The organism is Pseudonocardia petroleophila (assembly GCF_014235185.1).
In the GTDB taxonomy this organism is placed as follows: domain Bacteria; phylum Actinomycetota; class Actinomycetes; order Mycobacteriales; family Pseudonocardiaceae; genus Pseudonocardia; species Pseudonocardia petroleophila.
Genome location: NZ_CP060131.1, coordinates 3,845,167 through 3,863,074, shown reverse-complemented (window position 1 = coordinate 3,863,074; position 17,908 = coordinate 3,845,167). Strand labels below are relative to the sequence as shown.

Sequence of the window (17,908 nt, the reverse complement as noted above, 5' to 3'; positions counted from 1 at the left end):
CGAGGGCCGTGCGAGCGCCCACCGGCGCCGGGTTCAGCCCCGTCGAGGGCTGCACCTCATGACGGCGGCGATGCCCGCTCCTCTGGAGGTCGCGGGTACCGGCCGGCTGGCCGGCAAGGTGGCCATCGTCACCGGGGCGGCCGGGGCCGGCATCGGCCAGGCCGTCGCCCGCCGCTACGCGGCCGAGGGCGCCAAGGTCGTGGTGACCGACGCCCACGCCTCCCGGCCGGCGCAGCTGGCCAAGGACATCGAGGACGCCCACGGGGTCGAGACGATCGGGATGACCGTCGACGTCCGCGAGCCCGAGCACATCGCGGCGATGGTGCGCGCCGCCACCGACCGGTGGGGCCGCATCGACGTGCTGCACAACAACGTCGGGATCAACAAGCTGGCCCCGATCTGGGAGATGGACGACGAGACCTGGGACTTCGTCCAGGACATCTGTCTCAAGGCCGCCTTCCGCACGCTGCGCGCGGTGCTGCCGGCGATGATGGAGCAGGGTTCGGGCTCGATCGTGAACATGGCCTCGGTGGCCGGGTACATCGGGTCGACGATGGGCGAGTCCGCCTACTGCGCGGCCAAGGCCGGCGTCATGGGCCTCACCCGGGCCGCGGCCGCCGAGCTCGGCCCCAAGGGCGTTCGGGTCAACGCCATCGCGCCCGGCCTGATCTGGAACCCCTTCCTGGAGCGCATCTACCCGCCCGGCGAGCTGCAGAAGCTCGTCGAGCCCGCCGCGTTGGGCCGCGCCGGTCAACCCGAGGAGGTCGCCGCGCTCTCGCTGTTCCTGGCGTCCGACGAGTCCAGGTACATCACCGGAGAGGTGCACACCATCTCCGGCGGCATGTACTACAAGGCATGAGCACCTACGGCGTGTCGGTACTCGGTGCCGACCTGAAGACGCTCGTCGACACGGCGCAGGCCGCCGACCGCGCCGGCTTCGACGCGGCCTGGACCTCGGAGTTCTACTCCCGCTCCGGGTCGATCTCGATGGCGGCGATGGCAGGCCGCACCCAGCGCTGCCGGCTCGGTTCGTCGATCATGTACGGCATCGGGCGCAGCCCGCTGGTGCTGGCCACCGAGGCCCGCGACCTCGACGAACTCTCCGGCGGCCGGGTCGTGCTCGGCCTCGGCAACGGCACCAAGCGGATGATGAGCGACTGGCACAGCGTCGCCGACACCTCCGCGCCCGCGCTGCGCATGGAGGAACTCGTCCCGCTGATCCGCCGCCTCTGGAACCTGCACGAGGGCCCGGTGCGCCACGAGGGCCGCTTCTACCACATGAACCTGGTGCCGACCGGCGAGCTCGAACCTCCGCAGCGGACCGTCCCGATCGTCACGGCCGGGGTGCGCCCGCGGATGTGCGAGGTGGCGGGCCGGGTGGCCGACGGTCTCGCCGGTCACCCCCTGTTCACCACCACCTACGTCGAGGAGGTCGTACGCCCGGCGATCGCGAAGGGCGCCGCGCACGCCGGCCGGGACCCGGGCGACGTCGAGCTGATCTCGATGGTGATCTGTGCGATCCACGAAGACCCCGAGGTGGCGCGGCGCGAGGCCGCCCAGCAGATCGCCTTCTACTCCTCGGTCAAGTCCTACGACACGGTGCTCGACGTCAACGGCTTCACCGCACAGGGCGAGGCCATCCGGGAGGCGTTCGGGCGCCGCGACCTGCCCGCGATGTACGCCGCCGTCACCGACGACATGATCGACACGATGGCCGTGGCCGGCACCGCGGAGCAGGTGCGGGCCGGGCTGAAGCGCTACGAGGGAGTGCTCGACCACATCATGCTGTACTCACCGTCCATCGGACTCACCCCGCAACGCGTCCAGGAGAACCTGGACAGCCTGATCCGCGAGTGCGCGCCCGCCGCGGCCGGCAAGGGAGGTGACGGCAGTGGCTGACGACTCACTCACCGGCCGGGACCTGGGGACCATGACGTTCCCGGTGGACCGGTCCAAGGTCCGCGAGTTCGCCCGTTCGCTGGGCGATCCCGACCCGGTCTACACCGACGTCGACGCGGCACGCGCCGCGGGCTTCACCGACATCCCGGTGCCGCCGACGTTCGTCGTGTCCTCGGCGCACTGGCGGGAGGAGGACAACATGGTCGCCACCCTCGGGCTGGACCTGCGCCGCGCGCTGCACGGCGAGTGCGGCTGGGAGTACCACGGCCCGGTGGTCGTCGGCGACGAGCTCACCGCCTCGCGCCGGGTGTCCGGGGTCAGCACACGCGAGGGTAGACGAGGCGGGACGATGACCATGGTCTCGATCGAGACCGACTTCACCAACCAACGCGGCGAGCTCGTCGTCCGCCAGACCGACGTGCTCGTCGAGACCGGGGGCTGACCCGGTGAGCAGCACCACCCGGGCGACCACCCCCACCGCGCCCGTCGCCCTCGCCGTCGGCGACGAGATGCCGGCCTCGGAGTTCGGGCCGCTGACCCGATCGCACATCGTCCGGTACGCCGGCGCGGGCGGGGACTTCAACCCGATCCATCACGACGACGAGTTCGCGCGCTCCGCCGGGATGCCCGGGGTGTTCGGCATGGGCCTGCTGCACGGCGGCCTGCTCGGGCAGCGGCTGGCGGCCTGGGTCGGGTTGGCCGCCATCCGGGCCTACCGGATCCGCTTCACCGGTCAGGTCTGGCCCGGCGACGTGCTGGGCTTCACCGGCACCGTCACCGGAGTCCGCGAGCAGGACGGCGAACGGCTCGCCGACCTCGCGCTGGTCGTGACCCGCCAGAACGGCGACCCGGCGATCAGGGCGACCGCCGTCGCACGGATCGCCTAGTGCGCCGACCAGCGGACCGGTCCGGTTCTCCGGCCGGACCACACCACCCACGGAAAGGACGAGCGTGAGCTCTGCGACCACCGACGACGTCACCGGCCTCGGGATGGCCTTCGGGACGATCGAGGAGGGCCGGGCCTGGGCCGGTCGGACCTCGGAGCCCAAGCAGGCCTGGTTCCCGATCGACCGGTCGATGGTCCTGTACTACTGCTCGCTGGTGGAGGATGCGAACCCGCGGTACTGGGAGGGTGACGAGTGCCCGCCCGGCCTGCTGATGACCCTGGGCTTCAACCCCCAGTGGACCCCCGAGCACCTGCACCGCGAGGACTCGCTGTTCGCGCTCAACGTGCCGCTGCCCGGACACCACATCATCAACGCCTCCACCACCACCGAGCTGGAGCGCCGGCCGCGGGTCGGCGACCACGTGTCGATCGTCGAGGAGATCGTCTCGGTGTCGCCGGAGAAGACGACCCGGATCGGCACCGGGGTGTTCATCACCTCGCTGACCACCTACCGCGACCAGCACGGCGAGGTCATCGCGCGCAACACGAACGTGCTGTTCCGCTACGACATCGCGGACACCGCTGCCGGGACCGAGGAGCAGGCATGACCACCAGCACCGCCGCGGGACTGCGGTTCGACGACGTCGCGGTCGGCGACGAGATCACCCCGGTCTCGATCCCGGTCACCTACAAGCGGATCTGCATGAACGCCGCGTCCACCTGGGACTGGTTCCCCGGCCACCACGATCCGGAGTACGCACGCAGCCAGGGCCAGCGGACGATCTACCTCTCGACCCTGTTCTTCCACGGTTTCATCGACCGCGGCCTCGGTGACTGGGCCGGTCCGGACGCGCTGCTGCGCCGCCGCAAGATCTCGATGATCAGGTCGATCTACCCGGGACAGACCGCGACCCTCACCGGCCGCGTCGTCGGTAAGCGCGAGGTGGACGGCACCGGCCTGGTCGACCTGGAGCTGATGGTCTCCAGCGAGGAGGGGCCGTGCGTGCCCAGCGAGGCGACCCTGCAGCTCCCGACCGGGATGGGATGATCATGAGCTCCGACGCGCGGCGCGGCATCGTCTCCTACGGCGCCTATCTCCCCTACCACCGCCTCGACCGGACGTCGATCCGGTCGACCCTCGGCCAGGGCGGGGGCGCCGGCACCCGCACCGTGGCCGGCTACGACGAGGACTCGACGTCGATGGGCGTCGAGGCGGCCCGGCGGGCCCTGTGGGGCGCGCCGACGCCCGAGTCCCTCTACTTCGCCACCACCGCGCCCGCCTACGCCGACAAGACCAACGCCACCGCGATCCACGCGGCGCTCGGCGGCAGCCGGGAGGGATTCGCCGCCGACCTCGGAGCGGCGGTCCGCGGCGCGTCCGGCGCCCTGCGGGCCGCCGCGGCCACCGGCGGGATGGCCGTGCTGTCCGACATCCGGACCGGGCGTCCCGGCTCGGCGGACGAGTCGGCCGGGGGCGACGGGGCCGTCGCGTTCGCGTTCGGCACCGGCGAGCGGGTCGTCGCCGAGATCCTCGCCCAGGCCTCGGTGTCCGCGGAGTTCCTGGACCGCTGGCGGGTGCCGGGCGAGCCCTACAGCCGGGTGTGGGAGGAACGCTTCGGCACCCAGGCCTACCTGCCGCTGATCACCGACGCGGTGACCCGGGCCCTCAAGTCCGCGCAGGTCGAGGCGCCGACCCACGTCATCGTGTCCTCCCCCCAGGCCCGGGCGGCCCGGGCGGCGCTCGGTGCGTTCCCGACGGCCTCGCGCGCCGACGGGCTGGAGCTGGAGGTCGGGTTCGCCGGTGCCGCGCACGCGGGCCTGGTGCTGGCCGACGTCCTGGACCGGGCCGCGCCGGGCGAAACCGTCCTGCTCGTCGTGGCCGCCGACGGGGCCGACGCCACGGTCCTGCGGGTGACCGACGCGATCACCCGCCGCCCCACCGGCGACGGGGTGCGCGACCAGCTCGCCGTCTCCCGCGAGGTGTCCTACCCGGACTTCCTGACCTGGCGCGGGTTCCTGGACCGCGAACCCCCGCGCCGCCCCGACCCGGAGCGGCCCGCCGGGCCGCCCGCGGCCCGCTCCCAGCGCTGGAAGTACGCCTTCGAGGGCTCGCGCTGCCTGGCCTGCTCGACGGTCAACGTCCCCCCGCAGCGGGTGTGCGTGCACTGCGGCACGGTCGACCGCGCCGAGCCGGTCCCGCTGGCGGCCACCCGGGCCACCGTCGCCACGTTCACCATCGACAAGCTGGCCTTCTCCCTCGCCCCGCCCGTCGTCGACGTCGTCATCGACTTCGACGGCGGCGGCCGCTACGGGTGCCAGCTCGCCGACGCCGACCCGGCCGCGGTCGCGATCGGCGACCGGGTGGAGATGACCTTCCGCCGCTTCCACACCGCCGGCGGCGTGCACAACTACTTCTGGAAGGCACGTCCCGTCAGGGAGGGGCACTAGTCATGGCCAGCAACGGAATCCGCGACAAGGTCGCCATCGTCGGCATGGGGTGCACCCCCTTCGGCGAGCACTGGGACCGCTCGGTCGACGACCTGCTCATCGACGCCGTCACCGAGTGCATCGGCTCAGTGCCTGGGGTCGAGAAGGACGACATCGACGCCTTCTGGCTCGGGACGATGGGGTCGGGGTCCTCGGGCCTCACCCTCTCCCGGCCGCTCAAGATCGGCTACAAGCCCGTCACCCGCGTGGAGAACTACTGTGCCACCGGTTCGGAGTCGTTCCGCAACGCCGCCTACGCGGTGGCATCGGGCGCCTACGACTGCGTGATGGCCGTCGGGGTGGAGAAGCTCAAGGACTCCGGGTTCTCCGGTCTGGTCATCCCGACCCCGGCGAACGACGGCACCGAGTCCGAGCTCACCGCACCCGCGATGTTCTCGCTGCTGGCCCCGTCGTACTCGAAGAAGTACGGGGTCGACGCGGACACGATGAAGGAGGTGATGACCCACATCGCCTGGAAGAACCACGTCAACGGGGCGCGGAACCCGCGCGCGCAGTTCCGCTCCGAGGTCGCGAAGGAGACGATCTCCTGCTCGCCGCTGGTGGCCGGCCAGCTCGGCATCTTCGACTGCTCGGGGGTGTCCGACGGCGCGGCCGCGGCCCTGATCGTGCGGGCCGAGGACGCCCACCGCTACACCGACCGGCCGATCTACATCAAGGCGCTGTCGTTCGTGGCCGGCCCGGCCGAGGGACCGCTCGACCCCGCCTACGACTACACGACGTTCACCGAGGTCGTGCGCTGCGCCGAGGACGCCTACGCGCAGGCCGGGGTCAAGGACCCGCGCACCGAGATCTCGATGGCCGAGGTGCACGACTGCTTCACCCCCACCGAGCTGGTGCTGATGGAGGACCTCGGGTTCTCCGAGCGCGGCCAGGGCTGGAAGGACGTCCTGGAGGGCTTCTTCGACCTCGGCGGCGGCCTGCCGGTCAACCCCGACGGCGGCCTGAAGTCCTTCGGCCACCCGATCGGCGCCAGCGGGCTGCGGATGCTGTTCGAGATGTGGCTGCAGCTGCGTGGCGAGGCAGGCGAGCGGCAGCTCGCGAGCCCCCGGCTCGGGATGACGCACAACCTCGGGGGCGCGCCGGGTGCCTGCGTCTCGTTCGCCTCGATCGTCGGGGCCGAACGCGACTGACACCCCGCGCCGGGCTGGGCCCGTGCCGTCGGGTCGGCGTCGACGCCGACCCGACGGCACCGGTCACGTGATCGTGAACCCCGCGTAGTCCTTCGCGGCGGACTCCTCCCACTTGGTGAGGTAGGTGGGCAGGCCGCCCGGGTAGTTGAGCATCTGCCGGACCTTGCCGGGGATGTTGGCCCCCATGTACCAGGAGTCGGCCCGGTCGAACAGCGAGGGCACCACCAGCTCGGCCACGTGCTCGCGCCAGGCGTTCTCCGCGTCGACCTCGGCCTCGACCCGGGTGCGGCCGCTGCGCAGCAGGTCGTCGATCATCCGGACGACCAGCTCGCCCTGGATCTCGGCGCAGGTCGGCCCGTTGCAGAACCCCGACGGGCTCTGCGGCCCGTAGAGGAACAGCAGGTTCGGGAATCCCGCGGTGGCCACGCCCAGGTAGGCGCTGACGCCGTCGGCCCACTTCTCGCGCATGGTGATCCCACCGGTGCCGCGGATGTCCATCGCCGTCAACCCGCCGGTGACCGAGTCGAACCCGGTGGCGAGGACCAGGACGTCGAGCTCCACCTCGCCGGCCGCGGTGCGCACCCCGGTGGCGGTGACCTCCTCGATCGGGCTCTCCCGCAGGTCGACGAGGGTGACGTTGTCCTGGTTGTAGGCCTCGTAGTAGTTCTGCTCCAGCGACGGGCGCTTGACCCCCAGCGGGTGGATCGGGACCACCGGTGCCAGCTGCTCCGCGACCGCCGGGTCGTCGATCCGCTCCCACACCTTCTTCCGCCAGAACTCGTAGGCGGTGTCGTTGGCCGACGTGTCGAACAGCACGTCCTGGAAGGTGCCGAGCCAGAAGGTGAACCCGCCCATGCCCCAGAGGCGCTCGTAGGTGGACTCGCGCTCCTCGGGGGTGACGTCCAGCGCCGACACCGGCAGGAAGTCGTAGTCGAAGCCGCCGAAGGTCGTGGTCCGGATGGCGTAGCCGGCCGCCTGGCCCTCCTTGATCTCCTTCTGCTGCTCGGGGGTGAGCGTCTGCTGACCCATCCGGAACGCCAGGTTCGGCGTGCGCTGGAAGACGGTGAGCTCGGCCGCGTCGCGGGCCGCCTCCTGGACGACCTGGACGCCGCTGGCCCCGGTGCCGATCACCCCGACGCGCTTGCCGGTCAGGTCGACACCGGACTGCGGCCACAGACCGGTGTGGTGGCACTCGCCGCGGAAGGCGTCCAGCCCGGGGATCGGTGGGACGTAGGGCTTGGAGCCGAAGCCGGTGCACGGAACCAGGAAGGTGGCCCGCACCGTCGATCCGTCACCGGCCCGCACGACCCACTGCCTGCGCGCCTCGTCGAACTCGGCCGAGGTGACCCTGGCGTCGAACCGGATGTCCTTGCTCAGGTCCAGCTTCTCGTCGAGGTAGTCGAAGTACCTCCGGACCTCCCTCCAGTCCGGGAACCGCTCGGAGTACTCCCAGTCCTTCCAAAGGTCCTCGCGGGAGAACTGGTACATCGGCCCGTCGCTGTCGACGCGGGCGCCCGGGTAGCAGTTCCAGTACCAGATGCCGCCGATCCGCGAGCCGGCCTCGTAGACCTTCACCGAGTACCCGAGCGACCGCAGCCGGTCGAGCTGGTAGATGCCGGCGAACCCGGCGCCGATCACCAGGACGTCGAGCTCCTCGTCCGTGTCCGACTGGGTCTGACTCATGTGTGCTCCCCTCGTGACCCCGGGCGGTCGTCCCGCCCCGGGTCGGTGCGGTGGGCCGCGTCACACGCGCCCGCGCCCCATCGTGCGGCAGGAGCGGTCCCGAAACGTGTCGCGCAACGGGACATGTGCCGGGGCTCAGCGCGGATGGAGGCCCATGCCCCGGGCGATGTGGTTGCGCTGCATCTGCGACGTGCCGGCGGTGACCGTGGTGATACGGGCGTCGCGGAAGTGTCGCTGCATCGGCAGCTCCATCATGTAGGAGTAGCCGCCGAGCACCTGCATGCCCTTGTTCGCGACGTCGACGAAGGTCTCGGACCCGAACAGCTTGGCCATCGCCACCTCCTGCCGTGCGGGCCGTCCCTGCGCGACCAGCGTCGCGGCCCGGTAGGTCAACAACCTGGCCGCGTCCACCGCCGTCTGCATGTCGGCCAGCATGTGCGCGATCGCCTGGAAGTCGCCGATCGGCCTGCCGAACTGCTCGCGTCCCCGCGCGTGCGCCAACGCTTGGTCGACCACGGTCTGGGCGTTGCCGACGTAGGCCGCGCAGGTCATCGTGCGCTCCAGTTCCAGGCCCGCGAGCAGGATGCCCCAGCCCCCGTGCAGCTCGCCGACGAGGTTCGCCGCGGGAATCCGCACGCCGTCGAGGAACAGCTCGAAGGTGCCCATCGAGTGCCGGCCGAGCGTGTCGAGCCGGACCACCTTCAGACCCGGCGCGTCGTTGGGCACGAGGAAGCACGAGATCGCCTTGCGATCCTCACGGCCGGTGCGCGCGAAGAGCAGGATCGTGTTGTCGGGCAGCCCGGCCCCGGTGGAGAAGACCTTCTGGCCGTCGATGACGAAGTCGTCGCCGTCCGCGCGCGCGAACGTCCGCATGGCCCCGGCGTCCGAGCCTGCCTCGGGTTCGGTGATCGAGATCGACAGCCTACGCTCGCCCCGGACGATGCCCGGCACGATCTCGTCGGCCTGCTCCGGTGTGCCGTGGCGCACCAGCAGCAGCCCGAGGAAGACCGCCATCCCGTAGGCACCGGAGAGGTCGTAGCCCTTGCGGCCGATCTCCTCGGCGGTGATGACGAACTCGAGCACCCCTCCGTCCAGGCCGCCGTACCGGGCCGGGAACGGCATCGCGAGCAGATCCATCTCGACCCAGCGCCGCCACAGCTCGTGCGGGAACAGGTGCTCCCGGTCCAGGCGCTGGAGATACTCCTCGGGCGCCTCACGGTCCATCATCTCCCGCACGGCCGCGCGCAGCGCGTCCTGCTCGGGTGTGAAGTCGAAGTCCATCGTGCTACTCCCCGGTGAAGGTCGGTGGGCGCTTGCCGAAGAACGCCGCGACACCCTCGGCGTGGTCGCGGGAGATCTTGACGATGCCGTGCGCCATGGCCTCCATGGCCAGCACCGTGTCGAGGTCGGAGTCGAGCGAGCGGTCCAGGATCGCCTTGGACAGCGCCAGTGCCTGGGCCGGCCCGGCGGCCAGGTCGGACGCCAGCGACAGGGCGGCCGACCGCATCCCGGCCAGCGGTTCCAGCCGGTTGGCCAGCCCCAGCCGCAACGCCTCGGGGGCGTCCACGACGCGCGAGGTGTAGATCAGGTCCTTCGCCACCGACAGGCTCGCCACCCGGCGCGGCAACAGGTAGGACGCCCCGAAGTCGGGCTTGTTGGCGATCTTCAGGTACGGCATGCAGAACCGGGCGTCGTCGGCGGCGACCACCAGGTCGGCGGTCAGCGCGAGGCACATCCCGGCGCCGTAGGCATGGCCCTGCACGGCGGCCACCACCGGCTTGGGCATCCCGAGGAGCTCGCGGACCAGCGCGTTGGCCTCGGCCGCGATGTAGGCGTACCAGCCGTAGGCCCCCCGCGGTGGCTGCGCGCCGCCGCTCTGGTCCCCGCCGGCGCAGAACGAGCGCCCGGCCCCCTCCAGGAGCACCGCGGCGATCCCGTCGTCGGCGGCGCAGCGGGCGACGGCCGCCCGGAGCGCGCTGATGGTGGGTCCGTCGAGGGCGTTGAGCTTGCCGGGCCGGTCGAGCCGCACGACGCCGACCCGGCCGACGGACTCGACGACGACCGGCGGACCCGAACCCGCCGGGCCGGCCGCCGCCATCAGGGCCTGCCCACCAGGGCGCGCCCGATCGTGTTCTTCAGGATCTGGGTCGTCCCGCCGGTGATCTTGAACATCCGCACGTCGCGGAGCATCCGCTCCAGCGGCGCCTCGGCGAAGTACCCGGCACCGCCGAGCATCTGCAGGCAGTCGTCGACGACCCGGAACGCGCCCTCGGTGGCGGCGATCTTCGCGCAGGCCGAGTGGTAGGCCGAGGTGCGGCCCGCGTCGACCTCGGAGAGCGCCCGGTAGCACAGCAACCGGGCGCCTTCGACCGCGACGGCCGCATCGGCGAGCATCCACTGCAGGCCCTGGAAGTCGGCGAGCCGGCGGCCGAACTGGCGGCGGGTCCGCAGGTGGGCGATCGCGAGGTCCATCGCCCCCTGGGCGATCCCCAGCGCCATCACCCCCATCCCGACGCGGGTGGCGTTGTAGACCTCCAGCGGCCGGGTGAAGCCCTCGGTGGAGCCCGGCCGGCCCTCGATGACGACGTGGGAGGCGGGTACCCGCACCCCGTCGAAGTGCAGGTCGACCTCCTCCACACCGCGCATCCCGAGCTTGCGCCCCATCGGGGTGACCGACACCCCCCGGCGGTCGGCGTCGACGAGCACGATGCCGATGCCCTCCGGACCCGACGGGGGTGCCGAGCCGGTCTCGACGAACCGGGCGTAGACCAGGTGCGCCGCCGCGCGGTCGCCGAAGGAGTTGTAGGTCTTGCCGCCGTCGACGACCCACTCGTCGCCGTCCCGGCGGGCGGTGGTGGTCAGCTCGTAGAGCGCCGAGCCCGCCTGCGGCTCGGTCATCGCGATGGTCACCTCCGCGGTGCCCGCGGCGAGCCGCTCCAGGATCTCGCGGTGGCCGGGGCCGCCGTAGGTGGCGAGGATCCGTCCGGAGACGTTCTGGTCGTGCACCAGCAGCGCCGTGTTGGCGCACGCCTTGCTGATCTCCTCGACCAGCAGGTAGCACTCGACGAGGCTGGCCCCTCCGCCGCCGAATTCGGTGGGCAGCGCGGCGCCGAGCAGGCCGAGCTCACCAAGCCGCTTGTGGTTCTCCTCGGGGTAGGCCGACTCGGTGTCCCAGTGGGCGGCCCGGGGGGCGAACTCGGCGGCGAGCGTGCGCCCGAGCTCGACCCACTCGCGCTCGCGTTCGGTCAGGGTGAAGTCCACGTCGTCCTCCCCGTCGCTGGGCAGCCTTGCCTGCCCGCACGATCAGGATGATAATCACGATGATCTAGATCACAACACCCCTGAACGGGAGTCCCCGTGACCGACGTCGACACGGACCACTACGCGGCGCTGCGCGACACCGGCAACGCCGAGATCGCCAAGGGCTTCCGGTGGCGGGTGCCGGACCGGATGAACCTCGCGGTCCAGGTGTGCGACCGCTACCGCGACTCCGGGGCCCGGGCGATCCGCTGGCTGGGGGCCGACGGCTCCGCGCGCGACATCGGCTTCGCCGAGCTCGCCGACACCTCCGACCGGGTCGCCGGTGCGCTGCGCGGGCTCGGCGTGACCCGGGGCGACCGGGTGTTCACGATGATGCCCCGGTTGCCCGTGCACTGGGCCCTATTGCTCGGCACCCTCAAGGTCGGCGCGGTGTGGAGCTGCCTGTCCACCACGTTCGGCCCCGACGGGGTCGCCGTGCGGGTGCAGGACGCCCGGCCGAGGGTGATCGTCACCGCCCGGGCCCACGAGCCGACCGTGCGCGCGGCGGCCGCCGCCGTCGGGGCCACCGTGGTGCTGATCGACGACGACGGTCCGGACGGCCTGACCGCCCGGCTGGCCGCCGCTCCGGCGCAGGTCGAAGTGGCGGACACCACGGCCGAGGACCCGGCGTTCCTCTTCTACACCAGCGGCACCACCGGACGGCCGAAGGGCTCGGTGCACGGGCACCAGCTGCTGGTCGGGGCGCTCGCGCTGGTCGCGCTGACCCTGGAGCTGCGGCCCGAGGACCTCATGTGGCCGACCTCGGACCTGGCGTGGATCACCGGCGTCCTGCTGCCGCTGGGCACGCTGGGCTTCGGACAGGGCTTCGTGACCTACGAGGGCGAGTTCGACGCCGCCCGCTGGTGGTCGATCATCCGGGACGAGGGCGTCACCACCCTGTTCGCGGTGCCCACCGCCTACCGGATGCTGCGCTCCGGCGAGGCCGGACTGCCGGGAGAGGGAGGCCCCGTCCCGATCCGTCGGCTCGGCACCGTCGGCGAACCGCTCGACCCCGAGACCCTCGAGTGGTCCAGGACCCGGTTCGGCACGCCGATCGTCGAGTGCTACGGGCAGACCGAGAACGGCGCGGCGCTGTGCAGCAACCGCAACGGCATGACCATCAAACCCGGCAGCCTGGGCCCGGCCCTGCCGTGGCTCACCGTGGCCGTCGTCGACGACGAGGGCACCGAGCTGCCCACCGGCGAGATCGGTGAGATCGTCTCCCGGCCGGACTACCCCGCGCTCACCCAGGGTTACTGGGAGCGGCCCGAGGCCACCGCCGCCGTCCTGCGCGACGGCTGGCAGTGGACCGGCGACCTGGCCAGGATCGACGAGGACGGCTACTTCTGGTACAGCAGCCGGCGCGACGACGTCATCTCCTCGGGCGGCTACCGGATCGGGCCGACCGAGATCGAGGCGGCCCTGTTGTCGCACCCCGCGGTCGCCGAGGCCGGGGTGGTCGGCAAGCCCGACCCGCAGCGTGGCCAGATCGTCAAGGCCTGGGTCGCGCTGAACCCGGGCCACGAACCGGGCGACGAGCTGGTGGCCGAGCTCAAGGAGCACTGCAAGCGCACCGCGGGCGGCTGGAACCACCCGCGGGAGATCGGTTTCCTGGCCGAGCTGCCCAAGACCATCACCGGCAAGATCCGCCGGGTCGAGCTGCGGGCGCTCGACGCGGGGGCCCGATGAGCGACCCGGCGGCCACGGTTCCCGGCCCCCTGCTGGAGTTCCAGCTGACGCTGCGGGCACCCGACGGGATCTCCCCCGCCGCCCTGCTCGGCTCCTACGACGACTACGTCAACGCCGACGGCCCCCCGGTCGCGGCGGTGCACCACGGCGTGCCGATGCGCGAGGTAGCGGGTTGGCGGCTGGGTGCCGACATCACCGTCCCGCTCGGCGAGCCGCCGTTCCCGGTGCTCGTCTACCTGCACGGCGGCGGCTGGGTGATGGGCGCACCGCACACCCATCGCCGGCTGGCCACCGAGCTGGCGGCGCTCGGCCTGCTGGTCGTCTCGGTCGACTACCGCAGGGCGCCCAAGCACCGGTTCCCGGCCGCCGTGCAGGACGCGGAGTTCGCCGTCGGCTGGGCGGCCGGGCATGCCGCGGAGTTCGGCGGCGACCCGGCCCGGATCCTGGTCGGCGGGGACTCCGCCGGGGCCAACCTCGCGGCCTGCGTGCTCACCGGTACAACGGCGGGCCGGTCGGTCTCCGGGGCCCTGCTGCTCTACGGCGTCTACGACTACCACCGGGCCCTGCCGGTACTGGCCCCGTTGCTGGCCGGGCACGAGGCGCACACCCAGCTCTACCTGCCGCCCGGGGACTTCGAGGCCGTCCGGGGTGACCCCCGGCTCAGCCCCGAGGGCCACGGCGCCGGGATGCCGCCGACGCTGGTGGCCGTCGGCGGGCGCGACCCGCTGTGTGCCGAGTCCACGGCGTTCGCCGCGCACCTCGCCGAGGTCGGCGTCCCGCACGAGCTCGTGGTGCTCGACGGCGCACCGCACGCGTTCCTGCAGCTCCCGACGCACCCCGCACACGACGAGGGGCTCGCCGCGATCGGGCGCTTCCTGGATCGGCACGGCTTCCGCACCCCGGCACCGGAGAGCTGAGCGGGTGCCCGCCGACTCGGGACCGGGCCCGTGACCGGCCGCCGGGTGGTCAGGTCCCGACCGACACCGGGAGCTCGCGGACGGCCCTGGTCAGGATCTGCGGCTCCCAGCTCAGGTCGTCGCCGGTCAGCGCGAGATCGGGGAACCTGCCCAGCAGCGCCGGCACCGCGATCCGGGTCTCCAGCCGGGCCAGCGCCGCCCCGAGGCAGAAGTGCAGGCCCTGCCCGAAGCTGATGCCCGGTCGCCCCGGGACGCGGTCCAGGCGCAGGTCGTCCGCGCGGTCGTAGACCGCGGGGTCGCGGTTCGCCCCGGCCACCGACAGGTAGACGGTCTGTCCCCGCTCGAGGGTCACCCCCCCGCGCTCGTGGGTCCGGGCCGCGACCCGGACCATGGTCTTGACCGGCCCGTCGAAACGGATCAGCTCCTCGACGGCCGTGTCGACGGTCTCCGGCCTGCTGCGCAGCAGAGCCGCCTGGTCGGGCCGGCCCAGCAGGGCCAGCGCCGAGTTCGCCAGCAGGTTCGTCGTCGTCTCGTGGCCGGCGAACAGCAGCAGCGTGCACGCGCCCACCAGCTCCAGCTCGCTCAGCTCGCCGGCCCCTTCCTCGGCCTGCGCGGCGAGCAGCGCGCTGACCAGGTCCTCGCCCGGGTGCTCCCGGCGGTGCCGGACCAGCCAGCTGAAGTAGTCGACGAACTCGGCGCTGCCCTCGGCCGCCCGGGCGTCGCGCCGCGGGTTGTCGGACTCGCCGAACACGATCGCGGCCAGCTTGGCCGACCAGTCCTTGAAGCGGTGCCGATCGGCGCCCTCCACCCCCATCAGGTCCGCGATGACCAGGGCCGGCAGCGGGAACGCGAACTCGGCCTTGAGGTCGCACTCGCCCCGCTCGGCGATCCCGTCGAGCAGCTCGGCGGCGATCCGCTCGATCCCGGGGGCCAGCCGCTGGACCTGGCGCGGGGTGAACGCTCGGCGCACCGGGTTGCGCAGGAGCGCGTGGCGGGGCGGGTCGTGGAACACCATCCAGCCGCGCAGGACGTCGAACGTGGTCCCGAGGACGGCGGCGCGGTCGGGGGTGAGCCGGGCCCAGTACGGGGTCAGCCGGTCGGAGGACAGCCGCTCGGAGTCCAGGAACGCCTCGGCCACGCCGTCGTAGCCGGTGATGATCCAGGCCCGGTGGGTGTCGCTCCAGACCACCGGGCCACGGTCCCGCAGGGCCGCGAACGTCGCGTGCGGGTCGGCGACCGCGTCGGCGATCAGGAGATCGATGGGGGCTGCCACCGGCACAACGTACGACATTCTGTCGGCGACATTCAATAGGATGTCGCATGTGAGTCACGGTCCGGCCGGGCCGGTCGCGCCCTGGCTCAGCGCACCCAGCCAGGCCGCGGCGATCCGGTGGTCGGCGTCGTGCCGGCGGAAGAACAGGTCCCGGGCGTCGTGACCGGGCCAGCGGGCGGGCAGCAGGTCGGCCGGCAGCACGGGGTCGCGCAGCGCGAACTCCCGCCAGCGGTGCACCATCCGGGTCTGCTCGGTGAAGACGACCGCGGGTTCGCGCTCGGTCCGCTCGCGCCGGTCGGAGAACTCGGCGGCGAAGGCGGCGTAGTCGCGGGCCAGGCCACCGAGGTCCCACGCCCGGTTCACGACCTCGAACTCGGAGCCGAGGCCGCCGATCCGGCCGATGACCGACACCGCGCTGGCGGTCAGGCCGAGCTCGTCGAGCACGTGCCGGGCGGCTTGCTCCGAGCCCACCCGCGGGGAGATCCACACACCCTGTCCGAGCGGCCCGAACCCGGCCCAGCGCAGCCGGGTGCGCAGCCGGTGCCGCAGCTCGCGCCGGGACTCGGGCACGGAGGTGACGAGCACGGTCCAGTCGCCGTTCCAGCCGGTCGGGTGCCGCCTGGCCCGGTAGACCGACTCGGCGGACTCCGCGAAGTGGTCGGCGGCCCGGGAGGTCAGCCGCCAGAGCGTGCGGCGGCCGTGCCGCTCGGCCACGAGCCAGCCGTCCCGCGCCGTCCGGGTCAGGGCCTGCCGGGCCGCGCGCTCCTCGACCCCCAGCCGGCCCAGCGCGGCGACCGCACCCGCGGTCCACAGCGCCGATCCCGGATCCCGGAGGTACTCCCCGACGACGGTGAACAGCAGCGACCGGGCGCTCCGCGACGCCCGCGGCGCGCCGTTGCCGTTCCACCCGCCGACCGGTGCCGGTCCGCCGCGCGCGTCCATCGTTCTCCCCCGGTCGTCCGACCCCTGTGCCCGCGCATGGTAGTGACGCCTTTCTACGACATTCTGTTGACGGCCGTCGCGTGCTCAAGCACACTCGACATCCACCGACGAGGAGGTCGATGACCGATGGACGTCCGGGGCCTGATGCGCCGCTCGGCGCAGCACTACGCCGAGCGGACCGCGGTGGTCTCCGGCGACCGGCGGCTCACCTTCGCGCAGGCCTGGTCGCGCGGGCTGCGGCTCGCCAACGGCCTGCTCGCGCTCGGCCTGGACCCGGGCGACCGGGTGGCGGTGCTGGAGGACAACGGCATCGGGGCGCAGGACATGTACGCGGGGGCCGCCGCGGCCGGGCTCGTCCGCGTCCCGCTCTACGCCCGCGACGCCCGCCGGGCACACGCCGACAACATGGCCGGGACGGGCTGCCGGGCGCTCGTGGTCTCGCAGCGCTACCTGCCCGACGTCGCCGGGCTGGTCGACGAGCTGCCCGACCTCGAGCACGTGATCGTCCGCGACGACGGCTACGAGGACTGGCTGGCCGCCCAACCCGACACCGACCCCGACCCGCGGATCGAGCCGGACGACTACTTCATCATCCGGCACACCGGCGGCACCACCGGGCGGGCGAAGGGCGTCGCGAACACGCACCGGACCTGGATCGCCTCGGGCCGGGACTGGACCTACAACCTCCCCCCGGTGCAGGTCGGTGACGTCTGCCTGCACGTCGGCCCGATCTCGCACGGCTCGGGCTACCTCTACCTCCCGATGTGGTTGCAGGGCGCCGCCAACGTCCTGCTGCCGGCCGCCGACCCGGCCGGGTGCCTGGAGGCGATGGAACGCGAGCGGGTCGGGTACATGTTCTGCGTCCCCGCGCTGCTCGGCGCCCTTACCCAGCACCCCGACGCGCAGCGCCGGGACTTCTCGGCGCTCAAGGTCGTCCTGGTCGCCGGCGCACCGATCTCGGACGCCACCGCGCTGGCCGCGCGCGACCTGTTCGGGCCGGTGCTCCACCAGCTCTACGGCCAGACCGAGGCGTTGCCGGCGTGCGCGATGGGACCGCAGGAGTGGTTCTCCACCGTCGAGGGCTCCACCCCGCTGCGCTCGGCCGGGCGGCCGCTGCCGTTCGCCGAGCTGGAGATCCGCGGGCCCGACGACGAGGCGCTGCCCGTCGGGCAGGAGGGTCAGATCGCGATCCGCTGCGAGGGTCAGATGACCGGGTTCTGGAACGACCCCGAGAAGACCGCCGCCCGCCTGGTGGACGGCTGGGTGCTCACCGGCGACGTCGGCACCATGGACGCCAACGGCTACCTCTACGTGCTCGACCGGATGGACGACATGATCATCTCGGGCGGGTTCAACATCTGGCCCGCCGAGCTGGAGAACGCCATCGCCTCCCATCCCGCGGTGCGCGAGGTGGCGGTCTTCGGCGTCCCGCACGAGCGGTGGGGCGAGACCCCGATGGCCGTCTGCGTCACCGACCCCGGGGCGGCGGTGACCGAGCAGGAGATCATCGACCTCGTCGCAGGCGCCCTGGGTTCCTACAAGAAGCCCGGCCGGGTGGAGTTCCGCACCGAGGAGCTGCCCAAGAGCCCGGTGGGCAAGCTGCAGCGCAAGGCGCTGCGCGAGCCGCACTGGGCGGGCCGGGAACGCCGCGTCTCCGGCGTCTGAGCCGGCCCTACCGACA

17 protein-coding genes are annotated in these 17,908 nt (G+C 72.6%); 11 read left to right on the top strand and 6 right to left on the bottom strand.

The window, feature by feature from the left end:
- The first annotated feature begins 70 nt into the window (after positions 1-70).
- From H6H00_RS19265 to H6H00_RS19230, 8 genes are all read left to right on the top strand, one after another.
- On the top strand, positions 71-859 hold the full coding sequence (locus H6H00_RS19265) for an SDR family NAD(P)-dependent oxidoreductase (protein WP_185717135.1): 789 nt from the start codon (positions 71-73) through the stop codon (positions 857-859).
- The gene (locus tag H6H00_RS19260) at positions 856-1,899 is read left to right on the top strand and encodes an LLM class flavin-dependent oxidoreductase (RefSeq protein WP_185717134.1); all 1,044 of its coding nucleotides are present in this window, start codon (positions 856-858) and stop codon (positions 1,897-1,899) included. The genes H6H00_RS19265 and H6H00_RS19260 overlap by 4 nt, the downstream gene beginning before the upstream one ends.
- Positions 1,892-2,341, top strand: coding sequence for a MaoC family dehydratase N-terminal domain-containing protein (locus tag H6H00_RS19255; protein WP_185717133.1), 450 nt, complete (start codon positions 1,892-1,894; stop codon positions 2,339-2,341). Before H6H00_RS19260 ends, H6H00_RS19255 begins: the two co-directional genes overlap by 8 nt.
- A gap of 4 nt (positions 2,342-2,345) precedes the next feature.
- Complete coding sequence (locus tag H6H00_RS19250) at positions 2,346-2,786, top strand: MaoC/PaaZ C-terminal domain-containing protein (protein ID WP_221775596.1); 441 nt, start codon at positions 2,346-2,348, stop codon at positions 2,784-2,786.
- 64 nt (positions 2,787-2,850) lie between these two features.
- Positions 2,851-3,393, top strand: coding sequence for an FAS1-like dehydratase domain-containing protein (locus H6H00_RS19245; protein ID WP_221775595.1), 543 nt, complete (start codon positions 2,851-2,853; stop codon positions 3,391-3,393).
- The gene (locus tag H6H00_RS19240) at positions 3,390-3,833 is read left to right on the top strand and encodes a MaoC/PaaZ C-terminal domain-containing protein (RefSeq protein ID WP_185717132.1); all 444 of its coding nucleotides are present in this window, start codon (positions 3,390-3,392) and stop codon (positions 3,831-3,833) included. Before H6H00_RS19245 ends, H6H00_RS19240 begins: the two co-directional genes overlap by 4 nt.
- Positions 3,834-3,835: 2 nt before the next feature.
- Positions 3,836-5,233, top strand: a complete 1,398-nt coding sequence (locus tag H6H00_RS19235; RefSeq protein WP_185717131.1) for an OB-fold domain-containing protein — start codon at positions 3,836-3,838, stop codon at positions 5,231-5,233.
- A gap of 2 nt (positions 5,234-5,235) precedes the next feature.
- The gene (locus H6H00_RS19230; protein ID WP_185717130.1) at positions 5,236-6,423 is read left to right on the top strand and encodes an acetyl-CoA acetyltransferase; all 1,188 of its coding nucleotides are present in this window, start codon (positions 5,236-5,238) and stop codon (positions 6,421-6,423) included.
- Between the two features lie 63 nt (positions 6,424-6,486).
- On the opposite strand, the gene H6H00_RS19225 is transcribed toward H6H00_RS19230, so the two are convergent.
- The 4 genes from H6H00_RS19225 to H6H00_RS19210 form a co-directional block, all read right to left on the bottom strand.
- Complete coding sequence (locus tag H6H00_RS19225; RefSeq protein WP_185717129.1) at positions 6,487-8,106, bottom strand: flavin-containing monooxygenase; 1,620 nt, start codon at positions 8,104-8,106, stop codon at positions 6,487-6,489.
- Between the two features lie 135 nt (positions 8,107-8,241).
- Positions 8,242-9,387: an acyl-CoA dehydrogenase family protein gene (locus H6H00_RS19220; protein WP_185717128.1), complete on the bottom strand. Its 1,146-nt coding sequence runs from the start codon at positions 9,385-9,387 to the stop codon at positions 8,242-8,244.
- 4 nt (positions 9,388-9,391) lie between these two features.
- Positions 9,392-10,204: an enoyl-CoA hydratase/isomerase family protein gene (locus H6H00_RS19215; RefSeq protein WP_185717127.1), complete on the bottom strand. Its 813-nt coding sequence runs from the start codon at positions 10,202-10,204 to the stop codon at positions 9,392-9,394.
- Positions 10,204-11,367, bottom strand: a complete 1,164-nt coding sequence (locus tag H6H00_RS19210) for an acyl-CoA dehydrogenase family protein (RefSeq protein ID WP_221775594.1) — start codon at positions 11,365-11,367, stop codon at positions 10,204-10,206. Before H6H00_RS19210 ends, H6H00_RS19215 begins: the two co-directional genes overlap by 1 nt.
- A gap of 96 nt (positions 11,368-11,463) precedes the next feature.
- Between H6H00_RS19210 and H6H00_RS19205 the strand changes: the two genes are divergently transcribed.
- On the top strand, positions 11,464-13,095 hold the full coding sequence (locus tag H6H00_RS19205; RefSeq protein WP_185717126.1) for an acetate--CoA ligase: 1,632 nt from the start codon (positions 11,464-11,466) through the stop codon (positions 13,093-13,095).
- Positions 13,092-14,012 (top strand): alpha/beta hydrolase, encoded by a 921-nt coding sequence (locus H6H00_RS19200; protein ID WP_185717125.1) that lies wholly within the window; start codon positions 13,092-13,094, stop codon positions 14,010-14,012. The genes H6H00_RS19205 and H6H00_RS19200 overlap by 4 nt, the downstream gene beginning before the upstream one ends.
- Before the next feature lie 49 nt (positions 14,013-14,061).
- Here the strand turns inward: H6H00_RS19200 and H6H00_RS19195 are convergent, their stop codons facing one another.
- Positions 14,062-15,285 carry a cytochrome P450 gene (locus H6H00_RS19195; protein WP_185717124.1) on the bottom strand — a complete coding sequence of 408 codons (1,224 nt, stop codon included), beginning with the start codon at positions 15,283-15,285 and terminating at the stop codon, positions 14,062-14,064.
- 54 nt (positions 15,286-15,339) lie between these two features.
- On the bottom strand, positions 15,340-16,227 hold the full coding sequence (locus H6H00_RS19190) for a PaaX family transcriptional regulator (RefSeq protein ID WP_185717123.1): 888 nt from the start codon (positions 16,225-16,227) through the stop codon (positions 15,340-15,342).
- 126 nt (positions 16,228-16,353) lie between these two features.
- Between H6H00_RS19190 and H6H00_RS19185 the strand changes: the two genes are divergently transcribed.
- Positions 16,354-17,892: a class I adenylate-forming enzyme family protein gene (locus H6H00_RS19185; RefSeq protein ID WP_185717122.1), complete on the top strand. Its 1,539-nt coding sequence runs from the start codon at positions 16,354-16,356 to the stop codon at positions 17,890-17,892.
- Positions 17,893-17,908 lie beyond the last annotated feature (16 nt).